At 60.6% G+C, this 20,451-nt stretch carries 19 protein-coding genes and 1 pseudogene; 10 read left to right on the top strand and 10 right to left on the bottom strand.

All coding sequences use genetic code 11. From position 1 onward, the window contains the following. The first annotated feature begins 106 nt into the window (after positions 1 to 106). Together ABIB66_RS40430 and ABIB66_RS40425 are read left to right on the top strand one after the other, a co-directional pair. Entirely contained in the window at positions 107 to 352 is a 246-nt protein-coding gene (locus tag ABIB66_RS40430) for a hypothetical protein (protein ID WP_354259318.1), read from the top strand. A 165-nt stretch (positions 353 to 517) separates the two neighbouring features. Next, positions 518 to 709, top strand: coding sequence for a hypothetical protein (locus ABIB66_RS40425; RefSeq protein WP_354259315.1), 192 nt, complete (start codon positions 518 to 520; stop codon positions 707 to 709). A 93-nt stretch (positions 710 to 802) separates the two neighbouring features. Here the strand turns inward: ABIB66_RS40425 and ABIB66_RS40420 are convergent, their stop codons facing one another. From ABIB66_RS40420 to sfnG, 7 genes are all read right to left on the bottom strand, one after another. After that, complete coding sequence (locus ABIB66_RS40420) at positions 803 to 1,999, bottom strand: acyl-CoA dehydrogenase family protein (protein WP_354259312.1); 1,197 nt, start codon at positions 1,997 to 1,999, stop codon at positions 803 to 805. Between the two features lie 21 nt (positions 2,000 to 2,020). Beyond that, the gene (locus ABIB66_RS40415; protein WP_354259309.1) at positions 2,021 to 2,815 is read right to left on the bottom strand and encodes an ABC transporter ATP-binding protein; all 795 of its coding nucleotides are present in this window, start codon (positions 2,813 to 2,815) and stop codon (positions 2,021 to 2,023) included. A 67-nt stretch (positions 2,816 to 2,882) separates the two neighbouring features. Next, positions 2,883 to 4,214 carry an ABC transporter substrate-binding protein gene (locus ABIB66_RS40410; protein ID WP_354259306.1) on the bottom strand — a complete coding sequence of 444 codons (1,332 nt, stop codon included), beginning with the start codon at positions 4,212 to 4,214 and terminating at the stop codon, positions 2,883 to 2,885. A gap of 27 nt (positions 4,215 to 4,241) precedes the next feature. Next, positions 4,242 to 5,291, bottom strand: a complete 1,050-nt coding sequence (locus tag ABIB66_RS40405; RefSeq protein WP_354259303.1) for a branched-chain amino acid ABC transporter permease — start codon at positions 5,289 to 5,291, stop codon at positions 4,242 to 4,244. Positions 5,292 to 5,294: 3 nt separating this feature from the next. Continuing rightward, the gene (locus ABIB66_RS40400) at positions 5,295 to 6,185 is read right to left on the bottom strand and encodes a branched-chain amino acid ABC transporter permease (protein ID WP_354259301.1); all 891 of its coding nucleotides are present in this window, start codon (positions 6,183 to 6,185) and stop codon (positions 5,295 to 5,297) included. Continuing rightward, on the bottom strand, positions 6,185 to 6,958 hold the full coding sequence (locus ABIB66_RS40395) for an ABC transporter ATP-binding protein (RefSeq protein ID WP_354259297.1): 774 nt from the start codon (positions 6,956 to 6,958) through the stop codon (positions 6,185 to 6,187). The genes ABIB66_RS40400 and ABIB66_RS40395 overlap by 1 nt, the downstream gene beginning before the upstream one ends. 170 nt (positions 6,959 to 7,128) lie before the next feature. After that, on the bottom strand, positions 7,129 to 8,235 hold the full coding sequence (sfnG, locus tag ABIB66_RS40390) for a dimethylsulfone monooxygenase SfnG (RefSeq protein WP_354259294.1): 1,107 nt from the start codon (positions 8,233 to 8,235) through the stop codon (positions 7,129 to 7,131). A 1,132-nt stretch (positions 8,236 to 9,367) separates the two neighbouring features. On the opposite strand from sfnG, the gene ABIB66_RS40385 reads away from it, so the two are divergent. The 8 genes from ABIB66_RS40385 to ABIB66_RS40350 all read left to right on the top strand — a co-directional run bounded on the left by ABIB66_RS40385 (position 9,368) and on the right by ABIB66_RS40350 (position 17,500). After that, positions 9,368 to 9,934, top strand: coding sequence for a flavin reductase family protein (locus tag ABIB66_RS40385; protein ID WP_354259291.1), 567 nt, complete (start codon positions 9,368 to 9,370; stop codon positions 9,932 to 9,934). A 557-nt stretch (positions 9,935 to 10,491) separates the two neighbouring features. Next, positions 10,492 to 10,908, top strand: coding sequence for a hypothetical protein (locus ABIB66_RS40380; protein ID WP_354259288.1), 417 nt, complete (start codon positions 10,492 to 10,494; stop codon positions 10,906 to 10,908). Between the two features lie 527 nt (positions 10,909 to 11,435). Continuing rightward, positions 11,436 to 13,091, top strand: coding sequence for an IclR family transcriptional regulator domain-containing protein (locus ABIB66_RS40375; RefSeq protein ID WP_354259285.1), 1,656 nt, complete (start codon positions 11,436 to 11,438; stop codon positions 13,089 to 13,091). 138 nt (positions 13,092 to 13,229) lie between these two features. Further along, on the top strand, positions 13,230 to 14,216 hold the full coding sequence (locus ABIB66_RS40370; protein ID WP_354259282.1) for a mandelate racemase/muconate lactonizing enzyme family protein: 987 nt from the start codon (positions 13,230 to 13,232) through the stop codon (positions 14,214 to 14,216). Between the two features lie 22 nt (positions 14,217 to 14,238). After that, the gene (locus ABIB66_RS40365) at positions 14,239 to 15,384 is read left to right on the top strand and encodes an NAD-dependent epimerase/dehydratase family protein (RefSeq protein ID WP_354259279.1); all 1,146 of its coding nucleotides are present in this window, start codon (positions 14,239 to 14,241) and stop codon (positions 15,382 to 15,384) included. Positions 15,385 to 15,419: 35 nt separating this feature from the next. Next, the gene (locus ABIB66_RS40360) at positions 15,420 to 16,148 is read left to right on the top strand and encodes an RraA family protein (protein ID WP_354259276.1); all 729 of its coding nucleotides are present in this window, start codon (positions 15,420 to 15,422) and stop codon (positions 16,146 to 16,148) included. 4 nt (positions 16,149 to 16,152) lie between these two features. Then, positions 16,153 to 16,614, top strand: a complete 462-nt coding sequence (locus ABIB66_RS40355; RefSeq protein ID WP_354259273.1) for a nuclear transport factor 2 family protein — start codon at positions 16,153 to 16,155, stop codon at positions 16,612 to 16,614. Between the two features lie 268 nt (positions 16,615 to 16,882). Continuing rightward, positions 16,883 to 17,500, top strand: coding sequence for a shikimate dehydrogenase family protein (locus ABIB66_RS40350; RefSeq protein ID WP_354259270.1), 618 nt, complete (start codon positions 16,883 to 16,885; stop codon positions 17,498 to 17,500). Between the two features lie 325 nt (positions 17,501 to 17,825). Here ABIB66_RS40350 and istA read toward each other — a convergent pair whose 3' ends face one another. The 3 genes and pseudogenes from istA to ABIB66_RS40335 all read right to left on the bottom strand — a co-directional run. Continuing rightward, positions 17,826 to 18,542: an IS21 family transposase gene (istA, locus tag ABIB66_RS40345; RefSeq protein WP_502918360.1), complete on the bottom strand. Its 717-nt coding sequence runs from the start codon at positions 18,540 to 18,542 to the stop codon at positions 17,826 to 17,828. 111 nt (positions 18,543 to 18,653) lie between these two features. Next, a pseudogene (locus tag ABIB66_RS40340) lies at positions 18,654 to 19,109 on the bottom strand (IS110 family transposase); the annotation flags it as partial. Between the two features lie 286 nt (positions 19,110 to 19,395). Beyond that, a partial coding sequence (locus ABIB66_RS40335; protein ID WP_354259267.1) for a thioesterase domain-containing protein occupies positions 19,396 to 20,451 on the bottom strand: 1,056 nt, incomplete at its 5' end.

The following is a 20,451-nucleotide window of genomic DNA, read 5'->3' as shown; positions in this document are numbered from 1 at the left end:
TCACCTGAGACGGCGCCACCTTCGCAAACTCCGGCGCGCAATTCGATGGTAGCAAAATTCATTTTTCGCTCATCGGCATTGTTGCCGTTCTACCGAGCTCAGGACTTTGCAGAATGTCTTTTCAATTGATGATGCGCCGCGCGACTTAACGCGCGCGAAAGGATTGTCTTGGCTGAACTCAAAAGAACGCGCGACCGAGGCGGCAATCGATGGGTTTCTCAGTCAACGGATAACCGCGATCGCGCGCATCCGCGCTGGAGACAAAACGGCTGTCGCGCTCATTGCCCCGATCCAGAGACATCGACAAGCGAGCGACGTTGTCGGTCTGACTTTCGAGAGCGTGAACAACTGACGAGCGAGCGATCCTTCCGGTCGAAACGTCTGTCGCCAGTCACTTCGGCATCGATTGTCTGTGCCATTGCTGTGGGACATCCCGGACCCGGCAGTGTCGATGACACGCGCACCGAGCGCATTTGCCCCGTTCTTGAAGCAGCATGAGCGTTCCGTCGCGTGCAGCATGAACCAGCGCCGCGTCACCGGGTCTGCAAAGCCTCCGCATCACCGCAACGATCCTGCCAGCGCCTTGCTGCCCGACATTTTCGTCGATCCGGAGGACCCGCTGCCAAGGTGGCGGCCGACAAAGGTGGCGAACGCAATCGTGATCGCCCTCACCCACCGACCCAACGAAGAGAAAGGCGAAGCAACGTGAAGGGCCGAGTGGTTCAGGAAACGAACAGGCGTCCAGTGCGTCTACCCCCATTCAGAGATTCGGGTCTCCGAGGCTCTGGCCGGCGGATTCAGACTACTCTCCCCCTTCGTAGAACAGCTCGAGCGGCAGGCCGACCAGCGATTTGCCAATCCAGTCCCGAGCAATCACGTTAGACGGCCCCATTGCGATGGCTGCGCGCGCGTCGCGGAAGGAACGCTCGATCGGCCCGCGATGATAGCCATACCCTCCCGTCACGGTCAGTGCCGCTGCTGCGACCTTGTTCGCGACCTCGGCGGCGTGAACCTTGAACTCGGTCAGTGGGATCAGGATTTCGCTCTGCGGCTTGCGGGCTCGCCATAGCTCGTCGAGCTTTGCTGCCAATTCGAGCCGCCACGGCCGTAACGTTTCGACCAGGACCTTAGCGGCGCCGAGCTCCTGCCGGATTGCCTGATAGTCGGATAGACTCTTGTTCCGATCCTTGTGCACGAAACGCGTGGCGTGCTTGACCGCCTCATTCAAGGCGCCGCGGGCCACCCCTTCCCAGACAGCGCCGAGCCCGATCAGATAGACCGGAGACACCCCATCGTAGATGATCTCCTTCCCCTGCCCTTCTGCGCCGAGCCGATCCCGCTGCGGCACACGCACATTGCTGTAGCGGATCGGACCCGAGTGATTGGCGCGCACACCGAGCGCATCCCAGGGCTTGGATTCGATACCTGGAGACTTGCCGTCGACAATGAAGAAGATGATGTCGGCCTGGTCTTTGGCGCCAGGGGTGCGGGTCTGCACCACATAGAAATCGGCTTGACCGGAGCTTGTCGTGAACGATTTCTCGGCGTTGAGCAGATAGTTGTCGCCATCGCGTGATGCTTCGGAGAGGTTATACCACCAGTGTCCCCCGGTGGCGCGCTCGCTGGTCGAATATGTGCCAAGCAGACCTCCGTTATTCGCCTTGAGCCAGCGCTCCTTCTGGTCATCGTTACCAAACAGATTGATCGTCTGGGCCGCGCCGACATGCATGACGTAGATGAGGCCGGTCGACGCATCAGCCTGTCCAATACGGTAAGCGGCTTCCGCAAAATCGACATGAGCAAGGCCAAGGCCGCCAAACCGTGTTTCATTCAAGACGCCGGTCCAGCCGGCTTGCGCCAACGCCTTCAGATTCTCTCTCGGAAAGCGGCTGTCCAAATCGTTGCGATCGGCGTTGACCTTGACGGTCGCATCGATCGCGGCATCCAGTCGGGAATAGACGTCTTCATCGATCTTGCGCACCAGATTGGGGGTTACCATGGTCAGTCTCTCCTGTGTCGATCAAAGTCCAGCTACGGCATGGATATGCGGCTTCTCGCCGACGTCACTTTGCGGCGAGCCGCCGAGGTAAAGCGCCTTGATATCGTCGTGATTGCGTAACGCGTCAGACGGCCCGGACAGCACGCTGCGGCCGTTCTCAAGGACGACGGCATGATCGGAAAAACGCAGCGCGACCCTCGAATTCTGTTCCGCAACGAGGATCGAGAGATTCTGCTCGCGGTTGAGTTGCTTCAGCGCCCGGAAAATGCCTTGGACCACCAGTGGCGCTAGCCCCATCGACGGCTCGTCGAGCACCAGGAGGCGCGGTCGTGACATCAGGGCGCGGCCGATTGCGGTCATCTGCTGCTCGCCACCCGAGGTGAGCCCGGAGATCGACCCGCGATGATCCTTCAGCTGCGGGAACAGCTCATAGACCTGGTCAAGATCAGAGCGAATCACGCGAGATCTCGCGTCCCGGCCGATAGCACCGGTGATAAGGTTCTCTTCCACCGTCAGCGAGCGGAAGCAATGCCGGCCCTCAAGCACTGGAACGATCCCGGCTCGGACCAGCTTCGCGGGCGACGCGGATGCAATGTCGTGGCCATCGAAGACAATACGCCCGGCAGCCACTTGGCCGCGCCGCGCCGGCAAGAGCGCTGAGACCGCCTGAAGTGTCGTCGACTTGCCCGCGCCGTTTGCGCCGAGCACAGCGACGATCTCACCGCGCCGAACCAAGAACGAGACGTCGTTCACGGCGCGGATGGCGTGATTGTAGGTCGCGGCCAATCCCTCGACCGAAAGCAGAACGTCACTCATGCCTGATCCATCCGTCTGAGACCTGCGGGAGCCGACGGCGCCCGCAGGTAGGGAGCGTTGCGTTGCGCTATTGGCTCACGGGATCATCGCCGGAGGTACGGATTTTGATGCCATGCTCCTTGGCATAGGCAGTCGACGACTTCTCGATGATCGGCCGGAGGAACGCCCAATCCGGCGCAATCCAATCCGACACAACCTTCCACTTGCTGCCGTCCCACTGTTGGAAGGTGACGCGGCCGTCGCCCTCGTGATTGTCCCAAGTGACATTGATCGAGTGGAACAGGCCTTTCGCGCCCAGTGCCTCCACCCGGGCCGGATCGAGCTGCAGGTGCTCAAAGCCCCAGCGGACTTCGTCGCCGGTCAGGGCGCGCTTTCCGAACTTGGCCTGCGCAATCCGGATCGCTTCGACATTGAGGATACCGTTCACGATTCCGAGGTTATGATAGACGCTGCCGATCCGCTTCTTGTCATCGAGATTGCCTTTGTTCGCGCCATAGACGGTCTTGATTACCTCCTGCAGCACCGGATATTCGGCGCCGGAGGCCTGGGTCGTAATCGCGATATAGCCCTTGGCCGCATCTGCAGCGGGAATGACGTCCTCCTCGGAGTTGGACCAGACGTTGCCGATGATGTGGTCAGCGGGGAAGCCGACCTTCTGCGCGGTCTTCAACGCCACCGGATTCATCACGCCCCAGCCGCGCAGCACCACGTAGTCCGGCTTCGCCCGACGGATCGAAAGCCATTGCGATTGCTGCTCGTTGCCTGGATGCGGGACCTCGATCTGCTCCAGGCTGAAGCCGTACTTGTCTGAAAGCAGCTTGTAGATCGGGATCGTCTCCTTGCCGTAGGGCGAGCCGTGATAGAGCACGACGATTTTCTTGCCCTTGAGTTTGTCCGGACCGCCCTCTCTTGACGCAATGTAGTTCACGATGCCGGACGTCTCGCTGTAGGGATTGAGCAGCAGCGGAAAGACGTAGGGGAACACGCGGCCGTCGGTCGAGTCGGTACGGCCATGATTGATCGTGATCAGCGGCACCCTGTCCTTGGTGATGCGGTCGATCATGGCATAGGCAATGCCAACCGACAGCGGGTTCCAGGCCGCGATCCCGGGACGGCTCTTCATGCGCTCATAGACCTCGACGCCGCGCTCGACCTCATACTGGGTCTCGCCTTCGTCCCAGGTCAGCTTTACGCCGTTGACACCGCCATCGCGGATGTTGATCAGATTGAGATAATCGATGAAACCGCCGAAGAAGCCGGTGCCACCGGCAGCATAGGGACCGACGCGATAGCTCTGCAGCGGGAAGAATTGTTCGTCGGCGTGGACCGCAAGCGTACTGGCAAGGCCGACGGCAAGTGCCGCGCCCATCGTCACCTTCAGACGTCTGAACATGTTCATTGCAAGCTCCATTGGGTTAGGCAAATTTCAAGTCGGTATCGCCGGGCGCCTGGCGGGCCGAACCGCCGACCAGGCGCGGTCCCACGGGGCGATCAGCCCGCGTGGCTCGGCGATCAGAAAGACGATGATGAGTGCGCCGATTACGATATGCTGGCTCATCTCCAGCACGCCGGAATCAAACACGCGACCGAGCAAGGCGGCGCCGATACGCGACAGCAAGAGCGGAAACACCACAATGAACGCTGCGCCGATAAAGGAGCCGCGCAGCGAGGCGAGCCCACCGATGATGATGATGATGAAGAAGATCTGGAACGAGCGATCGAGATTGAAGCCGGCCGGCTCGACCGTGCGCAGGTACGCAAACGCCCAGAGCACGCCGGCCACGCCGATGAGGAAGGAGGACATTGCGAAGGCCAGAAGCTTGGTGCGCAGCAGCGGCACGCCGATCACCTTGGCCGCGATCTCATGGTCACGGACTGCGATGAAGTTGCGGCCGGATTGGGAGCGCAGCAACCGTAGCGTCAGCAGGGTTAAGACAACCACGATCGTAAGCGAGAAGACGTAACGTTCCGCGGCGGTGGTGAATGAGACACTGCCAATACGAAGGACCGGCGCATCGATGACGCCGGATGGATTGTCGTTGGAGAACCAGCCGAATTTGGTAAGCGCCCACTGCACGAAGAATTGCGCGGCGAGCGTCGACACCGCGAGATAGAACCCGCGTAGCCGCAGACTCGGCAGCCCGAACACGATGCCGATGGCCGCCGCGATGCCGCCGGCCAGCACCACATCGACCAGCAGGGGCAATCCCGGGACGCGGAGATGAAGATTGTACGCGGCGTAGGCGCCGACCGCGAGGAAGGCCGCCGAGCCTAGCGAGACCTGCCCGGCATAGCCGGTAAGAACGTTCAGCCCGACGGCGGCCAGCGCCAGCACCAGGAATGGCGTGAGCACCGCATCCAGCAGATAATCCGAACCGGCGAGTGGAACGACGCCATAGGCGACCACGATGCCGATCCCGATCCACAGCGTCTCGGCGGTGGGCCGACCCGTTTTGGTGCGAGCCAGAAGAGCCATTGGCTACACCCTCTCCACCAGCTTTTGTCCAAACAGACCGGATGGGCGGATCAGCAGGAACCCGAGCGCCACCACATAAGCTGCCCAGACCTCGATGCCGCCGCCGAAGAATGGTCCGACATAGACCTCCGCCAGTTTTTCGATTGCGCCGACCAGAAGTCCGCCGACGATCGCGCCGGCGATCGAATCGAAGCCGCCCAGCACCAGCACCGGCAGCGCCTTCAGCACGACGAGCGACAGCGAGAACTGCACACCGAGCCGCGCGCCCCATAAGAGCCCACCGACCAGAGCGACGATCCCGGCTGCCGCCCAGACCGCGCCCCAGACCCGCGGGAGCCGCAGGCCGACCGCAAGCGCTGCAAATTGATCGTCAGCTACCGCACGAAACGAGAGCCCGGTGCGGGTGTAGCGGAAAAACAGCGCAAACAGAGCGACCAGACCGCCTGCGACCGCCGCCGCGAACATATCGAGCCGGCTGATCAGCACGCCCGCGACTTCGAACGGAGTATCGCTGATCCCGATATCGAGGCCATGCACCTGCGTGCCCCACAGGAGCTGAGCGGCACCCTCGATGACATAGGAGAGCCCGAGGGTTGCCATGAATAACGTGATCGGCGGCTGGTTAACCAGCGGCCGCAGCACCGTCCGCTCGACAGCGATGCCCAGCACGATCATAATCGCCAGCGTTGCCGCCAGCGCCGCGGCGAACGGCGTACAGCGCTCGACCAGGCTCACGAAAGTCAACGCCGCGAACAACAGCATCGCGCCTTGCGCGAAGTTGAGCACGCCAGACGTCTTGTAGATCAGCACGAACCCGATCGCGACCAGCGAATACATGACCCCCGAGAGCAGGCCACCGATCAACACCTCAATCAAAAACTGATAATCGAACATCAGACCGCGAGCTCCGTATCGTCCTCATGCGCGACGCCGAGATAGGCATCGATCACCGCCGGATCGGCGCGGATCTGGTCTGGCGTGCCGTCGGCGATTTTCCGCCCGTAATCGAGCACGGCCACGCGATCGGATAGCCCCATCACGACGCCGATATCATGCTCGATCAGAACGATGGTGGCGCCAAGGCTGTCGCGGGCGTTGCGCACATGCTGCGACAGCTCCTGTTTCTCAGCCAGCGTTACGCCGGCAAACGGCTCATCCAGCAGCAGAAGCTTTGGCCGAGCCACCAGCGCACGCGCAAGCTCGACCCGCTTCTGCACGCCATAGGGCAGCGTTCCGGCAAAGCAGTCTTGAACGTCGCCGAGATGCAGGAAGCCTATGACCTCTTTCGCCGCCGCGCGGTTCTCCTCCTCGATCCGCCGCGCCAGGGGCGTGCCCATGATCTGCCGCAGAAATCCCGCGCGCATGCGGTGCGCGAGCCCCATCTGCACATTGTCGATGACGGAAAGTCCCTTGAACAGCGCGAGATTCTGAAACGTCCGTGCCACGCCATGGGCGGCAAGCCTCGCAGTCGGCACCTGATCGAATGAGTGCTCGCCGAACTGCACTTGGCCCCGGTCGGGCCGGTAAAGCCCGCTGACGATGTTGAGCAACGAGCTCTTGCCGGCGCCGTTTGGTCCGATCACTGCCCGGATCTCGCCCCGCGCAACTTCCAGGTCGACATCGCGCAGCGCAGCGACACCGCCAAATGTCAGCGAAATCCTTGCCAATCCAAGTGCTGGACTTGCGAGCGTTTGGGCGGCACGCTCCGTACGGCGTTCTGTGGCGTTATCGCGTTCTCGGGTCGATTCATGAATCTGTTCGGCTGGAGGACCCTCCTCCAGACGAAGCACGCCCGCCCCTGTCGCGATCGCAGACACCTGGCTGTTTCTCCTTAAATCTATTCGGCAGCTTGGACGCGCACGGGCGCCTTCGCCTCGAGCTCGCGGACCAGCGGGATTACATGCTTGCCGAAAAATTCGACCTCTTCCTGGAAATGCAGGAAGCCAAGCAGGATCAGGTCAGCGCCGGCACGCTTGAGCTCGATAATGCGTTCGGCGACCTGTTGCGGCGTGCCGATCAGGTTCGAGCGGAAGCCGTCATTGTACTGAACGAGATCCTGGAGGGTGGACTTGGCCCAATTGCCCTCGCGCTCGGGGCTGGCGTTGCCCGCATTCTGGACTTCGTGGTGGAAGCCGCGCACCGCGTCCGGGATCGCCTTGTCGAGGACCTCCTGCAGGACGTCCTTGGCTTCCTTCTCCGTCTGGCGAACGATGCCGAAGGCATTGATGCCGATCTTGGTTCGCCAGCTCTTGCCGAAGGCTTTTTCCTTGGTCCTAATGTCGTCGACCTGCGCTTTCAGGCCGTCTGGCGTATTGCCATTGGTGAAATACCAGTCGGACACGCGAGCAGCCATGTCGCGGGCTGCCCGCGAGGAGCCGCCCTGGAAGATCTCCGGCAGCGGATCGAGCGGCTTCGGCTTCAGCGAATAGTCGTTGAGCCGATAGAAGTCGCCCTTGAGCGTGAAGCTCTCCTCGGTCCAGATCCCGCGCAACGCGTTGATGAACTCTTCCGAGCGGCGATAGCGCTCGTCGTGATCGAGCCAGGGCTCGCCGATGGCATGGAATTCGCCGCGGAACCAGCCCGACACGATATTGACCGCAACACGCGCATTGGTGAAGTGGCTGATGGTCGCAATCTGCTTTGCTGCGAGCGCCGGAGTCCAAGGCCCGGGAAGGAGAGCCGCGATCACCTTGAGCTTTTCGGTTGCCGCGAGCAGCGCGTGCGAGAAGCTGACGGATTCGTGCTGTTTGTCAGCTCCGTAGCCCGCCGTGAAGCGAATCTGGCTCAAAGCGTAGTCGAATCCGGCCTTCTCGGCGATCTGGGCAAGCTTGCGATTGTAGTCGATGTCCCAGCTGGTGCGTTGCTCGATCGATGAAATGACAAGGCCACCCGACACGTTCGGCACCCAGTAAGCGAATTTGATCGGATCGTTGTTCGCAGTCATCTATTTACCCCTCAAGAAGTCGGTCTGCGGCGAAATGGACGACGACTTGAGGCAGGCAGCAACATCGGCGCGCGCCGCTCAGCACAGACGCGCGCCGCTGCAATTCAAGCCGTCGCTTAGGCTATTGACTTCGGAGAGCTACAGCGATCTTCGGTGCGATCGCGTCCGCGCATCTAGCGCAGCGTCAACAGGAGGACGAAAACAAGTCATCGACAAGCTCTGCGCGTAAGCGAACCATTCACCTTGTCGAAGATGTTGTTGCGCATCATGAGTGTCCCTGACCGGCATCATTGCCTGATGATCAATCCTCTCAGAGAATGTGCGAACCCGCGAGTCTAAGACGCACTATTTTTCGTAGTACGGAGATAATCAATTTTTCTTATTTCGCAGCGAACGCATTGTTTTGTTGCTGCGCGGTGAGAAACAGCGTGTACGGGACTCGTCACCTGACGAGTTCGTGTTCGCTGAGCTCGCGATTGAAAGCGAGCGTCGTTCCTGTTCATCCGATGATAATTGTCCACCATCCTGTCAAACTGAGTTTGCAGCCACCACCGTCGCGAGCCCGCGTGTCGCGGCTTCATCTATCGTTCATTTGAACGAATTGTGCATGCAACTTCGTCGGCTCGGATCTGTTTCCAACTCTCGCCGACATCCGCAACACGCGTCATGTTGTGCTGGCTTCCAGCGAGCGCTAGAGGCACGCGCTCCCGAACAGTGGCGATCGAACGAAAAAGAACGTCCCGCTACGCGCGATGCGGAGCCGGGCCGTCGCCACGCTCATCCCACAAGGTGATGATGTCACAGCTGGAGGCCTTCTCGCGGCACCGATTTTGGCGACAACAGAGAATAGTCGGGCAAGCGCGTCCCATCTCGGCAACATGTTTCGGCTTGGAAACGAACCACCGTTCATGGAAGGCTTTTACACGGTTAGTCGTCGGTGAGATTCAGTTTTCAACTCAGTGGTGGCGTTGAGAGGCAACATCTTCTTATTTTCGCGCTGCGCTTGACCCGCAAGCAACACGATGGCTGGATGCAGTCGCGACGCCGGTGATTGGATAACGTTCCACCGCCGCCAACTGCGTCAATCTTGGTCCATCAAAGCCATTCGGGCTTTGACAACGTACGGTAAGGCATGAACGGGCTGGACCTATCCCGCGAGACGGATGACATAGGACGCCAGTTTCGGTCCGCAATGCGCCGCCTCGCGGGCGGCGTCAGCATCATCACAGCCGGCAAGAACGATGAGATCACGGGGATGACGGTTACCTCACTGACCTCGCTCAGCGCCGATCCTCCGAGGCTTTTAGTCAACATCAACAGGCAGGCGTCGTCATTTCCACTGATTGAGCGCCACGGGGTCTTCGGGGTCAATATTCTCGGCGCGGATCAGCGAGATGTTGCCGACCGCTTCAGCAACGGCCGCCTCAAAGGCAAACAGCGCTTCGAGGCGATCGCCTGGTCCAGAGGCAAAAGCGGCGTACCATTGCTTGGAGGCGCACTCGCTGCCGTCGAATGCGAAGTCGACGAGATCATCGAACGATACTCTCACGGAATGATCGTTGGGCGTCTTATCGCTGTCGAACTGTCACGGCGGCTGTCAGGCCTAGTGTACTGGAACTCAGAGTACCTTGAAATCAGCCACGACATCGACTTGGAGGTGATTGCCGATGTCGGCATTCCCCTGTCTCGTGTTCGGTGAGAGGCGGTTCGTAACGAACCGAACTCGCTGCAGACTCAAGGGCCGACGGCAGCTTGCCCTTCATCATCGCTCTCACAAAGCACGCGATGTCGTGATTCAGCAGAGAGGTCCGGATAGCGCTCGCGAAGCAGGTCGAGGCACGGACGCAGCAATGGATGGCAGTTGACCTGCCGCCAATATGCACGGAAGCTCAGTCGCGTCGGACCCTCGGCATTGTGCACCTCGCGGAAGGTGACAACCGTATAGGCCGCTACTCTCACGGCCGGCTGTTAGGGTCTCTACGAGTAGATCTCGCCGTAGGTGATCGGTTCCGAGAAGTGTGCCGTGGAAGGTGCCTCGAATCGGTCGGCCCCATAGCGCAGGGCCGACCTTGCATTGATAAGAGAGGGTGCCACCAAAAGCAGAAGCGAGAAGATCGTGAAAACGACAGTTCTCATATGCGGCCCCGTGTGACAGAATGCGCAGGCTCGAGAGGGGTAACGGATACATCTAAGATGTCGAGGAAGTGATAAGATGTCGAGGAAGTAAGTTCGCGGAAGCCGGGTACGGGTGGGGCGGTGAACTTCCAGGTGACGGTTCTCAAGGTACTAGTCAGCTATCCAGACGGGTTCGCTGCCATGGCGGACCTTAAGCGCGATATGGCGATTCTGGCGACCAGCGGCCGGGACTGGGCCGAACGCACGAAGCGATTGGCAGCCCGCGTGCCCGACTTGGATATCTTCTCCCAAGGTCTCATCGAACGGATGAACGGCGGCTGGCGTATCACCGACAAGGGACGCTCGGTTCTCGCGACCATGGAGGCACGGCCCACACCCGCCCAAGCAATGGAGCCAGCTCCCATCCGCACGGTCGAGGAGCCGACGCAGGCCACGACTCTGTCACCGATGCCTTCGATAGCTCCAGTTCGGCGCAAGCGCGACCGAAAGCGCCGCCAACGGGACACTGTACGGCGAAGACAGGCGAGCGCGTCGTAAGGAAGGTCGGTAGCGACTGGCAATCTCGACCTTTGAAGCGGCGCAGTTCGCTGAAGATAAACTATTGATTCGCATGACCTTGGCGTTAGCTAGATGCGCGACACAATCGATAATTGCGCTGCGAAGCTTTCGAAATGGTCGTGGCTACAAAAAACGTCTCGCGTGAAAACTGGCAACTAAGCTCCCCGCGATCGGCCCCACGCGATGGTTCATGCGACGGTCCGGGCGCGGACGTCGTGCACACGCCGCCAGTTAAGCACTTGAAAAACTTTAGCTATTTAATCCATCCAACTGGAAGCGGAAATCGCGTCTTCGGATCGCGGTGCACACGTCACGCAAAACCTCCTCCGACGATCGCTGGCTGAGGCAACGCTCGGCTGGTCGTTTCCCCACTAAACTCCGGGTCGCGCGAGGTTCACTGGCGACGTCAAGAGTGAGTCTCAATATGTGGGCATGTGGATCCGCCGGACGCATTCTGCGCGTATCGTGAGCTGGATGGTCTCACCCATCGAGACTAGAATTGGGTCATGCATGAGCCCGAGGTTGAGTGGTCTGCCGATCTGATCCACCCCAGGAGCGTCGCCGGAACGGCGCTTCTGGGCAAGGCTTGCGATATCCTCGAGCTGATAGGCAGATCTCCCGGATCGCTCGACCAAGCGCTTCTTGCCGACCAAACGGGCATCCCCAGAGCGACGCTCTACCGAATTCTGGGCGCACTGATCTCGCGCGGTCTGATCCGGGCCGATCCTCGCACTCAAACCTATACGCTCGGCTTCAACTTCCTCGATCTCGCTCAGAACGCTTGGTCGTCATCGGATCTGGCGTCAATCGCTTCCGCGGAACTGAGACGATTGCGCGATCTGACGGGCGAGACTGCTTATCTCGCCGTGCAAGAGGGCAGCCACGTTCTGTCCCTTGGGCGCTTCGAAAGCGCCCATTCGGAACGCTCGAATGCCAAGCTCGGCGCACTGAAGCCAATGCACTGCACGAGCCATGGCAAAGCCATACTTGCTCATCTCTCTGAGACTCAACTCAGCCTTGCCCTGCGCGGCGAGCTGGCGCGGTTCACGGACAATACGATCTGCGACCCCTCACAATTGAGGGCCCATCTCTCGATCGTTCGCGCCCGCGGCTACGCCATCGACGACGAGGAGATCGTTCTCGGCACGCGCTGCGTCGGGACGGCTATTCTTGATCCCGGCGGGAAACCGCTGGCCGCCATCAGCGTGGCAGGCCCGACATTCCGCATCACCGCCCTTCGCGCAGAACAATTGGGACGGGAGCTCGTCGACGTCGCCAAGCGGATCTCCGACCTGCTCGCGCCGACGATCAAGAGCGCCCGGCGCCATGATGCTGGCGGTTACAGGGTATGGTCGACGACCGCCGCGTTTGTCGGTGCGGCACCGCGTTGGGATGCGCGCACGCAAACCTTGGTCTGGGCAGATCTGCTGGCGCCGGCGATCCGGATGGAAGGCCAAAATCCGTGCACGATCGCACTCCACGAATTGTCCGAGAGCATCAACTCGCTGTGCCTCTTTGAGAACGGAGCCGTTTTCTCGGTCGGCAGCGACGTCGTCATCGACAACCTTTCCGGCCTGCGCGAGCGCATCGAGGGAAAGCCGGATCTTTCGCTCAAGGTGCTGCGCGCCTCCCCCCAACACGAGATTTGGGCCGCGGCATTCGATGTGGAAGCTAATCTGAGCCGCATCGGCCCGTGGCGGAAGCAATCGGGTCTACAGGCCGTCTTTGAATTGCAGGGCCACGTTACCGACATCACGTTTGCGGGTGATGCCGGATTATTTGCCGCATTGCCTTCCCGCCAGTGCGTTTATCTGCTGGAGCTGAAGACCGGTCGCAAACGAAGGTTCGCCGACATCCCCAGGGTCGCGGGCGCGCCCTGCGCTCTCGCGGTCGACGAAAATTTCGGTCCGTGGGTCGGGTTGTCCGACGGCTGGAGCGTGGTCAAGCTCAACGACAGCGGGGAAATCGAGCGAACCGTCGCACTGCCGGTCCCAAGCCCGACGGGGATCGGTTTCGGCGGGGCAAACCTGAGTGAACTGTTCATCACGAGCGCACGGGCCGGCCTGTCTCGCGAAAGCCTGGCGAAAGCTCCCCTGTCCGGTCAACTGCTGTCGATTGACATCGGTGAACGCGGCTTGGCGGACACCATCGCTAAACTCTAGAGGAAAATCATGCCAGCTCCAGACAACAGCAGCACCGCGCCGAAGATTGTCTCGCTCAAGACCTTTCCAGTGCGAATTCCGTTCGCCGATGGCGGGTCAGGAACAGGCGGAACGCCCTCGCGATGGCATACGCTCGACATGGTTCTGATCCGGGTTGAGGATGAAGCCGGCATTGTCGGCTGGGGTGACGCTTTCGCCTATTTCTGTCTGGACGCAGTGAAAGCGGCCGTCGATCACATGATCGCACCGTTCGTCACAAATGCGAGCATTGACGATATCGCCGCATGGAATCTGGACGTCCAGAAAAGGCTGCATCTTTTTGGGCGCTACGGCATCACCCTGTTCGCCCTCTCCGGGGTCGATATCGCGTTGTGGGATTTGAAGGCTAAGCGAAGCGGTCTGCCGCTGTGGCGCCTGTTGGGCGCTAATGCCCCGGCGCAGCGGCAGGCCTATGCTAGCCTAGTGCGATACGGCGACAGCCGCCTCGTCGCCGAGCAGTGCGAGCGCGCCCTCGAGCTCGGCTATCGCCACATCAAGCTGCATGAGATCGATCCGGTGGTCATCAAGCATCCGCGCGACGTCATCGGACCTGATGTCTCTCTCATGGTCGATGCCAATTGTGCCTGGTCGATGCAGGAGACAGCGGCGCTACGCGATACGTTCAGAAGCTGCGACGTTCTATGGGTGGAGGAACCCGTCTTCCCGCCTGACGACTATCGAAGCATGGCCGAGATCGAGAAGCTTGGACTTGCCGTGGGGACGGGAGAGAATGCCAGCACCGCCTTCGATTTCCGTCGGATCATCGAAGCCGTTACTTATCCGCAACCAAGCATGACGAAAGCGGGAGGCGTTTCCGAGTTCTCCCAAATTCTCGAGGCCTGCAAGCGTGCCGACAAGATCGCGATGCCGCATACACCCTATTTCGGGCCCGGCTATTTCGCGACGCTGGCGATGTTGCCTCTCATGCCGCCGGGAACACTGATTGAATACCTGTTCGTCGAGCCGGAGGCGTGGGTTGCCACGACCCCGCAGCCAATGAAAGGCCTCGTGGGCGCATCGAACGATCTCGGTATCGCGTTTGAACCCGACCTCAATGTCATCGCGCGGTATGCTGTCCGGGCATGATCTCACGATGTGAGACGCCTTCGTGCCCCGCTTCGCTCGCGGAGCTTTCTCCCATGGCGGTGAACGCTATGGTACTGCCATCGAGGCCGTGAGACGCGCAACAGCGCGTCGTTCCAAAGCAGACAAACTTCGGGGTGGAGACATGGAGATCTTTGTATCCGGCGCAACCGGCCGCGTGGGCGGCGTGCTGTCTGCCGCCTTGATGCAGCGCGGTCACAAGGTTCGTACGATCGCGATTGCCGGCGATGCCAACCGGGCCGCAACCGAAGCGGCAGGAATCAGGTGCCACACCGGAAGTCTCGCCAACTTCGAGGACGTGGCAAAGGTCGCCGATGGCGTCGATGCCGTCTTCCACATGGCCGCGGTCATATCGTTCCAACCCACCGCGCGCGATCTTCTCTGGGACGTCAATGTTGTCGGAACCTACAATGTGCTGCAGGCTGCGGCGGCAGAGTCGCAGAAGCGCCAGGTGCGCATGGTCTTTGCATCCAGCGACCAGGTCTATCCGACACGCTTCGCCCGCTACCGGCCGACCGACGAGAACCACCCTAGGGAACCCTACGCATTCTATGGATTGAGCAAGGTCCTCGGTGAGGACATGGTCAAGTTCTACCACCGCACCGAAAAGTCGCTCGACATCAGCACGGCTGTATTCTCCCACACCGAGGCCGCAAGAGAGCTCATCGACCCCAACGGCGAGTACGCGGGTCCTGCGTTTTACGTTAACAGTCGGGTCCGTAGCCTCAAGGCCAGCAGCACGCACCATGCCGGCGCCACTTCCAACAGCGAGCTTGCCCAGGTGCTCGCCGTGCTCGAGCCGCTGGTCAGTCCCGATGAACCATTGCTGCTGGCAATGGACGCGAACGGTATACCGCATACGCAAGAACTGGTGGACGTTCGCGACATCGTCCAGGGCCTGCTCCTGATCTTCGACAAGCCAGAGGCGATCGGCGAGACCTTCAACCTTGCCCCGACCAGCCCGGTAAGCCTCGGCGAGTTCATCCCATATCTCGCGAAGAAAACCGGCCGCCGCGTCGTCGAGGCCACAATTCCGGTTGAACTCGGGCGGACCCACGGCAGCGGTGCGAAGGCACGCGCCCTCCTGGGCTATGCACCGCGCTATTCGATGTTCGACATGGTCGACGAGGCCGTCGCCGCCGCTTCCTGACGTTCCAAACGCAGACTGACCTGGAGAAAATCACGATGCCTCCGATTTCATCGCAAACGCTGGACAAGCTCAAGTCCTGCTCGACCGCGACGCTGACCACGCAGTTGTTCAAGCGCAACTATCGCCAGCAGTTTCTCGTCGGCGTGACGCCACTCAATCCGAATGCCGGTTCGTTCGCCGGCGAAGCATTCACCCTGCGCTTCATCCCGTCGCGGGAGGACAAAGACTGGGATCTGTCCGACTTGCGCAAGCGCGGCGAGGACAACATGCAGTGGGAGGCTGTCGAAGCGATCGGCGTGGGCCAGGTCCTGATGATTGACAGCCGCAACGATCACCGCGCGGCGTCCGCCGGCAACATGCTAATGACGCGGATGATGCGCAAGGGCGTTGCTGCCGCAATCACGGACGGGGCATTCCGCGATGGAAGTGAGATCGCCAAGATGCCATTCCCGGCCTACTGCACGGCTAATACGGCATCGACCCGGCCGGCCTATCACCGCGCAGTCGACATGCAGTTGCCAATCGGCTGCGCCGGCGTCGCCGTCTACCCCGGTGATATCATCGTCGGCGACAGTGATGGCGTCGTGGTGGTACCGCGCGCGATCGCCGGGGAACTGGCCGACGACTCCCATGAACAGGAGTTCCGCGAGAAATTCCTCTTCACGAAGATCGATGCGGGTGCGCCGCTCTGGGGGACTTATCCTCCGAATGAAGCGATGATGCAGGAATACGCCGAATGGCGCGCCCGGCAAGCGGCGGGGTAACGCAATGAAAGCACAGCGAGCCGAAGCGCTGATTCGACGCTATTTCGAGGCCTGCAACGACGCCGATCACGACGCCCTCCTCGATTGCTTTACCGGCGACGCCGTTCACTACTTCCCTCCTGGCCTACCCGGCGCCCCCTGGCGCGGCGCCAAGGCAATAGCGGATGGCTGGGTGGGGTGCGTTAAGAACATGGGCTCCCGCTGGACGATCGAAAAGGTGCTCGCAAGCGAGAACGGTCGCGAGGCGGTGATCGAATGGACCCATTGGAAGACGGCCATCGGTGAAGTGCTGCGCGGCGACGAATGGTACATCTTCAATGAAGACATCACGCGCATCGCCGAAATCCGAGCCTACTACGCTTCCCCCGTCAACAAGGCCGAGGCCATCAACAAGCTGCACGGCTTCGACTACGCGGCGAGAGGCTACGCCATGGCGCCGCCTTCGCCGCCACCCAAGATTTCCTGAGTCCATCGGCGACGGCCAAACATCGTCGGCCGCCGACATCGCAGGATACATCCGGTGCATGCTCAGGCACCCCAACCCATTTGCGGATCTGAAAAATGCCTCTCACGGGAAAGACACGGGTTCATGCGCTGATCGGCTCGCCCATAGCGCAGGTTCTTGCCCCGGGTTGGCTGACCGAACGGATGCAGAAGGCCGACTACGACGGCGTGCTGGTTCCCCTGCACATTGAAAGGGCAATCTCGACTCGGCGCTCCCCGCTCTCAAGGCGATGCCCAATATCGACAGCATTCTCATCACCCTGCCGCACAAGTTCGGCGCAGTCATGCATTGCGACCACCTCTCGGACCGCGCGCGTGTGCTCGGGGCCATCAACGCCATGCGACGTGAAGCGGACGGCCGCTGGTTCGGTGACAATTTCGACGGCGCTGGTTTGACGGCCGGCTTGAAAAAAGCGGGACATGCCATCAAGGGCACGAGCGTGTTCATGATCGGTGCCGGCGGCGCCGGCTCGTCGATCGGCGTCTCGATGCTCGAGGAAGGTGCACGTCATCTGACGTTCCACGACGTCAACGCGAACAGCCAGGCCGCGCTGCTGGACAAGCTCCATAGAGCATATCCCGGCAGGGTCTCGGTAGCTACCACTGTCCCGCCGGATAGTGACATCGTCGTCAATGCGACCTCGGCAGGTTTGCGGGACAGCGATCCTCTGCCGGTCGATCCGAACCAACTCGCCCCGCGCATGGTCGTTGCGGACGTCATCACCGACCCGGTGCCGACGCGGCTCCTCGTCGAGGCCACGAAGATTGGCTGCCCGACGAGGGACGGCACCCACATGCTGGATGGGCAAATCGATCTGCTATTCGGCTTTATGCTCGGCAAGCGCTGACCTGTCGGGGAGCTTATCGGCGTAGGTGCCGTCGCGTTGCGACAACGCGGCGGGCGCGCCGTCATTTCCCGTTTCGAGAAATCCGGTCAGCGCGATCTGCCGTCAGAGTCTCACAACGTGAGACGGTACCTTTCGCCAGGCGATCGATCCGCTTCTCATCGCAAACGGTGCTCGGTAACGTCGCGCATAACGAGAACAAGCCGTATTCCATGGGAGGACGAATTGGCCCGTTTCGCCGACATCATCACGCAGGTCGCTTCAAGTGCGATTGTCGCATGTCTCTGCCTGTGCACGACGCCGTGCAAGGCGGATTTGCTCGCCGACATCAAGGCGAAGGGCAAGATTCGTATCTCGATCGACCCTGCCGCGCCGCCCTATTCGATCGTCGACGACGATCGAGTTCCTCGAACAGTTCGCGGCGGCCTCGTCCCCAGCTACGCAGTGGTCGATCGTTCAGTTCGACAAGGAGCGCGTGGATCGCCTCATTGAGGGCGGCGAGCGAGAAGAAGCGGCGGTTGCGCAAGCGCGCCAGAATCCATCGCCCGACGATTTGGACCCCGACTTCGACCTTGGCTTTGTCCCTTGGCCGATACGGCCGCGCCGGGAGGATGGCGGTGCGGTAATGGCGGGCGAGATCGGCATAGGTCCGGTTGACCATTGGCTCGTGAAAGCAAGCCCGGGTGATGCCGGCCTTCAGATTGTCGCTAACGGTCTGTCGGGCCACGCCGCCGAAATAGGCAAATGCCCGAACGTGCGAGGCGATCCAGTCCGGCAGGCTTTGGCTGAGGCTGGCTTCGGCGTAGGTGTAGTTCGAGGCGCCGAGTACGGCGACGAAGACCTGCGTGCTGCGCACTTCGCCGCTGAGCCCGTCAACTACCTCCATCGTATGGCCGGAATAGTCGACGAACAGCTTCTCGCCGGCGACATGGACCTGGCGCAGGGTCGGCTTGAGGCGGCCGGCCCATTCCTTGTAGCGTTCGCAGAACCATGAATAACTGAAGCCGTCGGAGTTCGCATCGCAATACTCCTCCCATCCGATCATGATCGCGTGGAAATAACGATCACGATCGGCTGGAAACGGTGATCACGATGCTCTGGAATGAGTGATCACGATGGCCTGGAATCCGTGATCACGATCGGCTGGAACACGCACGCTCACCTGCTGCCGGTGGATCCGCAGCGTCTCAACCGCTGCCGATCGGGCGCGAACGAGGTCGCGCATCGCTTCGTGACCTTCATCGGGAACCCACACAGCCGTCAGCTCGCCGGCGCGTAGCAGCCGCGCGAGAGAAACGGCGTCCCGGCGGTTCGTCTTCACACGATCGCCCGGCTTCCTTGGAATCAGCGATGGCGCCACCACCGTGCATTGGTGGCCGAGCGACCGGATCAGGCGATAAAGACCATACCCGGTCGGGCCGGCTTCGTAGCAGAAATGTGCACGGCCAAACCGGCTCGCGATCTACCCTAAGACGCGGCGCATGTTGGTGGCCGAAGCATCAACCTCGCCGAAGAACCGAACCTCCCCCTCCCGGCCTGCATCCGCAATCGCGACGGAATTTCTCAGCTTGGCCACATCGATTCCGACGAATGCTTCCCTATAATCTGCCACGGCTCATCCTCCTGTGATGAGGATCGGCTCGGTTCGCCCGAGCAACCCTCGGACGCGCAGTGTAGGGCGAGCCACCTCATCGGCAGAGGCGGACATACGGTCTTACGGTGTTGCTCTCGTGCGCCGTTGAGCTCTTCGAACACTTCGGCGTCGATCAGAGCGGGCGGGCGGTCCACATACGGACCGCTTCCCAACTTGGACCGCCGAGCCGCTTCCCGACTTGTGGGTATTTGGGGCTCGAGACTGACCTTCGAACCCAGAACCTTTCGGAGAAAGTTCTTTGGGTCTATTTAAGAGTCTCGATTAAGGCCGTTGAAATGGCTCGAGCCAGAACTTGGCGGTTTTCTGGATTGCTCACCATTGTCGCGTGGTTGCCTGGAACCGGTACCGCATGAATGGCCCCCGCATTCAAGACCGGGTCCCAACCCTCCTTTGGCAAGTTTGCCCCGCGATATAGTTGTTTGTCAGGTGGTACCCAACGACTGATGAGAGGCTCACTGGCATAAAACTGATGTATCTCAATCGGGAGCGACGGAACGCGATACGATTGTAGCGCCTGGTGAAATTTCGCGGCCCTTTGATACATCGAAACGTCACTGGGGAGATCGTGATCTGGAGGTAATGCTCCTATTTTTTGCGCCTTTTCAAGCAACTCAGAAATGGAACATTGTTCAGTGTAGCGTTCCAAAACCTCGCCGTATTCATCGCGCAAGATTCCACAACGCTCCAAAACAAATTCTCGCGCCAAATTGATAAGTGATGCGTTTGAAGAATCTGCAGGTAGACTAACATCGATGAACGCCATGAATGACACAACTTGGTCGATACTCAGTAATTGCTCGGCAATTGCATAAGCCAGGATTGCACCTGATGAGTATCCAGCAAAGCGGTATGGGCCCCGTGGCTGGATCTGTTTAATCGCAAGGATCACCTCCGCGGCCATCGCCTCAAGAGTCGGTGGACAAACGTCATCGAAGGGCGGCCATGGCAGAGCGTAGACGGAGCAGTCTGCATCCATTTCTGCCGCCAAACCGAGGACATACGAACAATCTCCAAAACCTGTGGGGACAAAGAAGAGCGGTGGCTGCGATCCGGTCGGTCGAGCGGAAATCACTGCCGGGCTACTGGGCTGCGGCTCCAAATGAATCTTCAATGCAAGTTCCTTCAGAACAGGGGCTTGGAAGAGGTCGGTGGCGCTAAAACTCAGCCCAAGATTTAATGCTCGACTGAGCACCTGCACGACCAGCAGCGAGTGGCCGCCCAGTTCGAAGAAGTGGTCGTGGCGCCCGATGCGCTCGACACCGAGAAGCTCGGCCCAGATCCGCGCCAGCGCCGTCTCGAC

This window comes from Bradyrhizobium sp. F1.13.3 (assembly GCF_040548265.1).
GTDB lineage: Bacteria > Pseudomonadota > Alphaproteobacteria > Rhizobiales > Xanthobacteraceae > Bradyrhizobium.
The sequence above is the reverse complement of the archived record's forward strand: the minus strand, read 5'-3'. Positions and strand labels throughout refer to the sequence as shown.

Excerpts from the sequence above, each read along its gene's own strand:
- ABIB66_RS40425 (WP_354259315.1), top strand. The coding sequence starts at position 518 with ATGAACCAGCGCCGCGTCACCGGGTCTGCAAAGCCTCCGCATCACCGC.
- ABIB66_RS40420 (WP_354259312.1), bottom strand. The coding sequence starts at position 1,999 with ATGGTAACCCCCAATCTGGTGCGCAAGATCGATGAAGACGTCTATTCC.
- ABIB66_RS40415 (WP_354259309.1), bottom strand. The coding sequence starts at position 2,815 with ATGAGTGACGTTCTGCTTTCGGTCGAGGGATTGGCCGCGACCTACAAT.
- ABIB66_RS40410 (WP_354259306.1), bottom strand. The coding sequence starts at position 4,214 with ATGAACATGTTCAGACGTCTGAAGGTGACGATGGGCGCGGCACTTGCC.
- ABIB66_RS40405 (WP_354259303.1), bottom strand. The coding sequence starts at position 5,291 with ATGGCTCTTCTGGCTCGCACCAAAACGGGTCGGCCCACCGCCGAGACG.
- ABIB66_RS40400 (WP_354259301.1), bottom strand. The coding sequence starts at position 6,185 with ATGTTCGATTATCAGTTTTTGATTGAGGTGTTGATCGGTGGCCTGCTC.
- sfnG (WP_354259294.1), bottom strand. The coding sequence starts at position 8,235 with ATGACTGCGAACAACGATCCGATCAAATTCGCTTACTGGGTGCCGAAC.
- ABIB66_RS40385 (WP_354259291.1), top strand. The coding sequence starts at position 9,368 with ATGAACGGGCTGGACCTATCCCGCGAGACGGATGACATAGGACGCCAG.
- ABIB66_RS40375 (WP_354259285.1), top strand. The coding sequence starts at position 11,436 with ATGCATGAGCCCGAGGTTGAGTGGTCTGCCGATCTGATCCACCCCAGG.
- ABIB66_RS40370 (WP_354259282.1), top strand. The coding sequence starts at position 13,230 with ATGGTTCTGATCCGGGTTGAGGATGAAGCCGGCATTGTCGGCTGGGGT.
- ABIB66_RS40360 (WP_354259276.1), top strand. The coding sequence starts at position 15,420 with ATGCCTCCGATTTCATCGCAAACGCTGGACAAGCTCAAGTCCTGCTCG.
- ABIB66_RS40355 (WP_354259273.1), top strand. The coding sequence starts at position 16,153 with ATGAAAGCACAGCGAGCCGAAGCGCTGATTCGACGCTATTTCGAGGCC.
- ABIB66_RS40350 (WP_354259270.1), top strand. The coding sequence starts at position 16,883 with ATGCCCAATATCGACAGCATTCTCATCACCCTGCCGCACAAGTTCGGC.
- istA (WP_502918360.1), bottom strand. The coding sequence starts at position 18,542 with ATGATCGGATGGGAGGAGTATTGCGATGCGAACTCCGACGGCTTCAGT.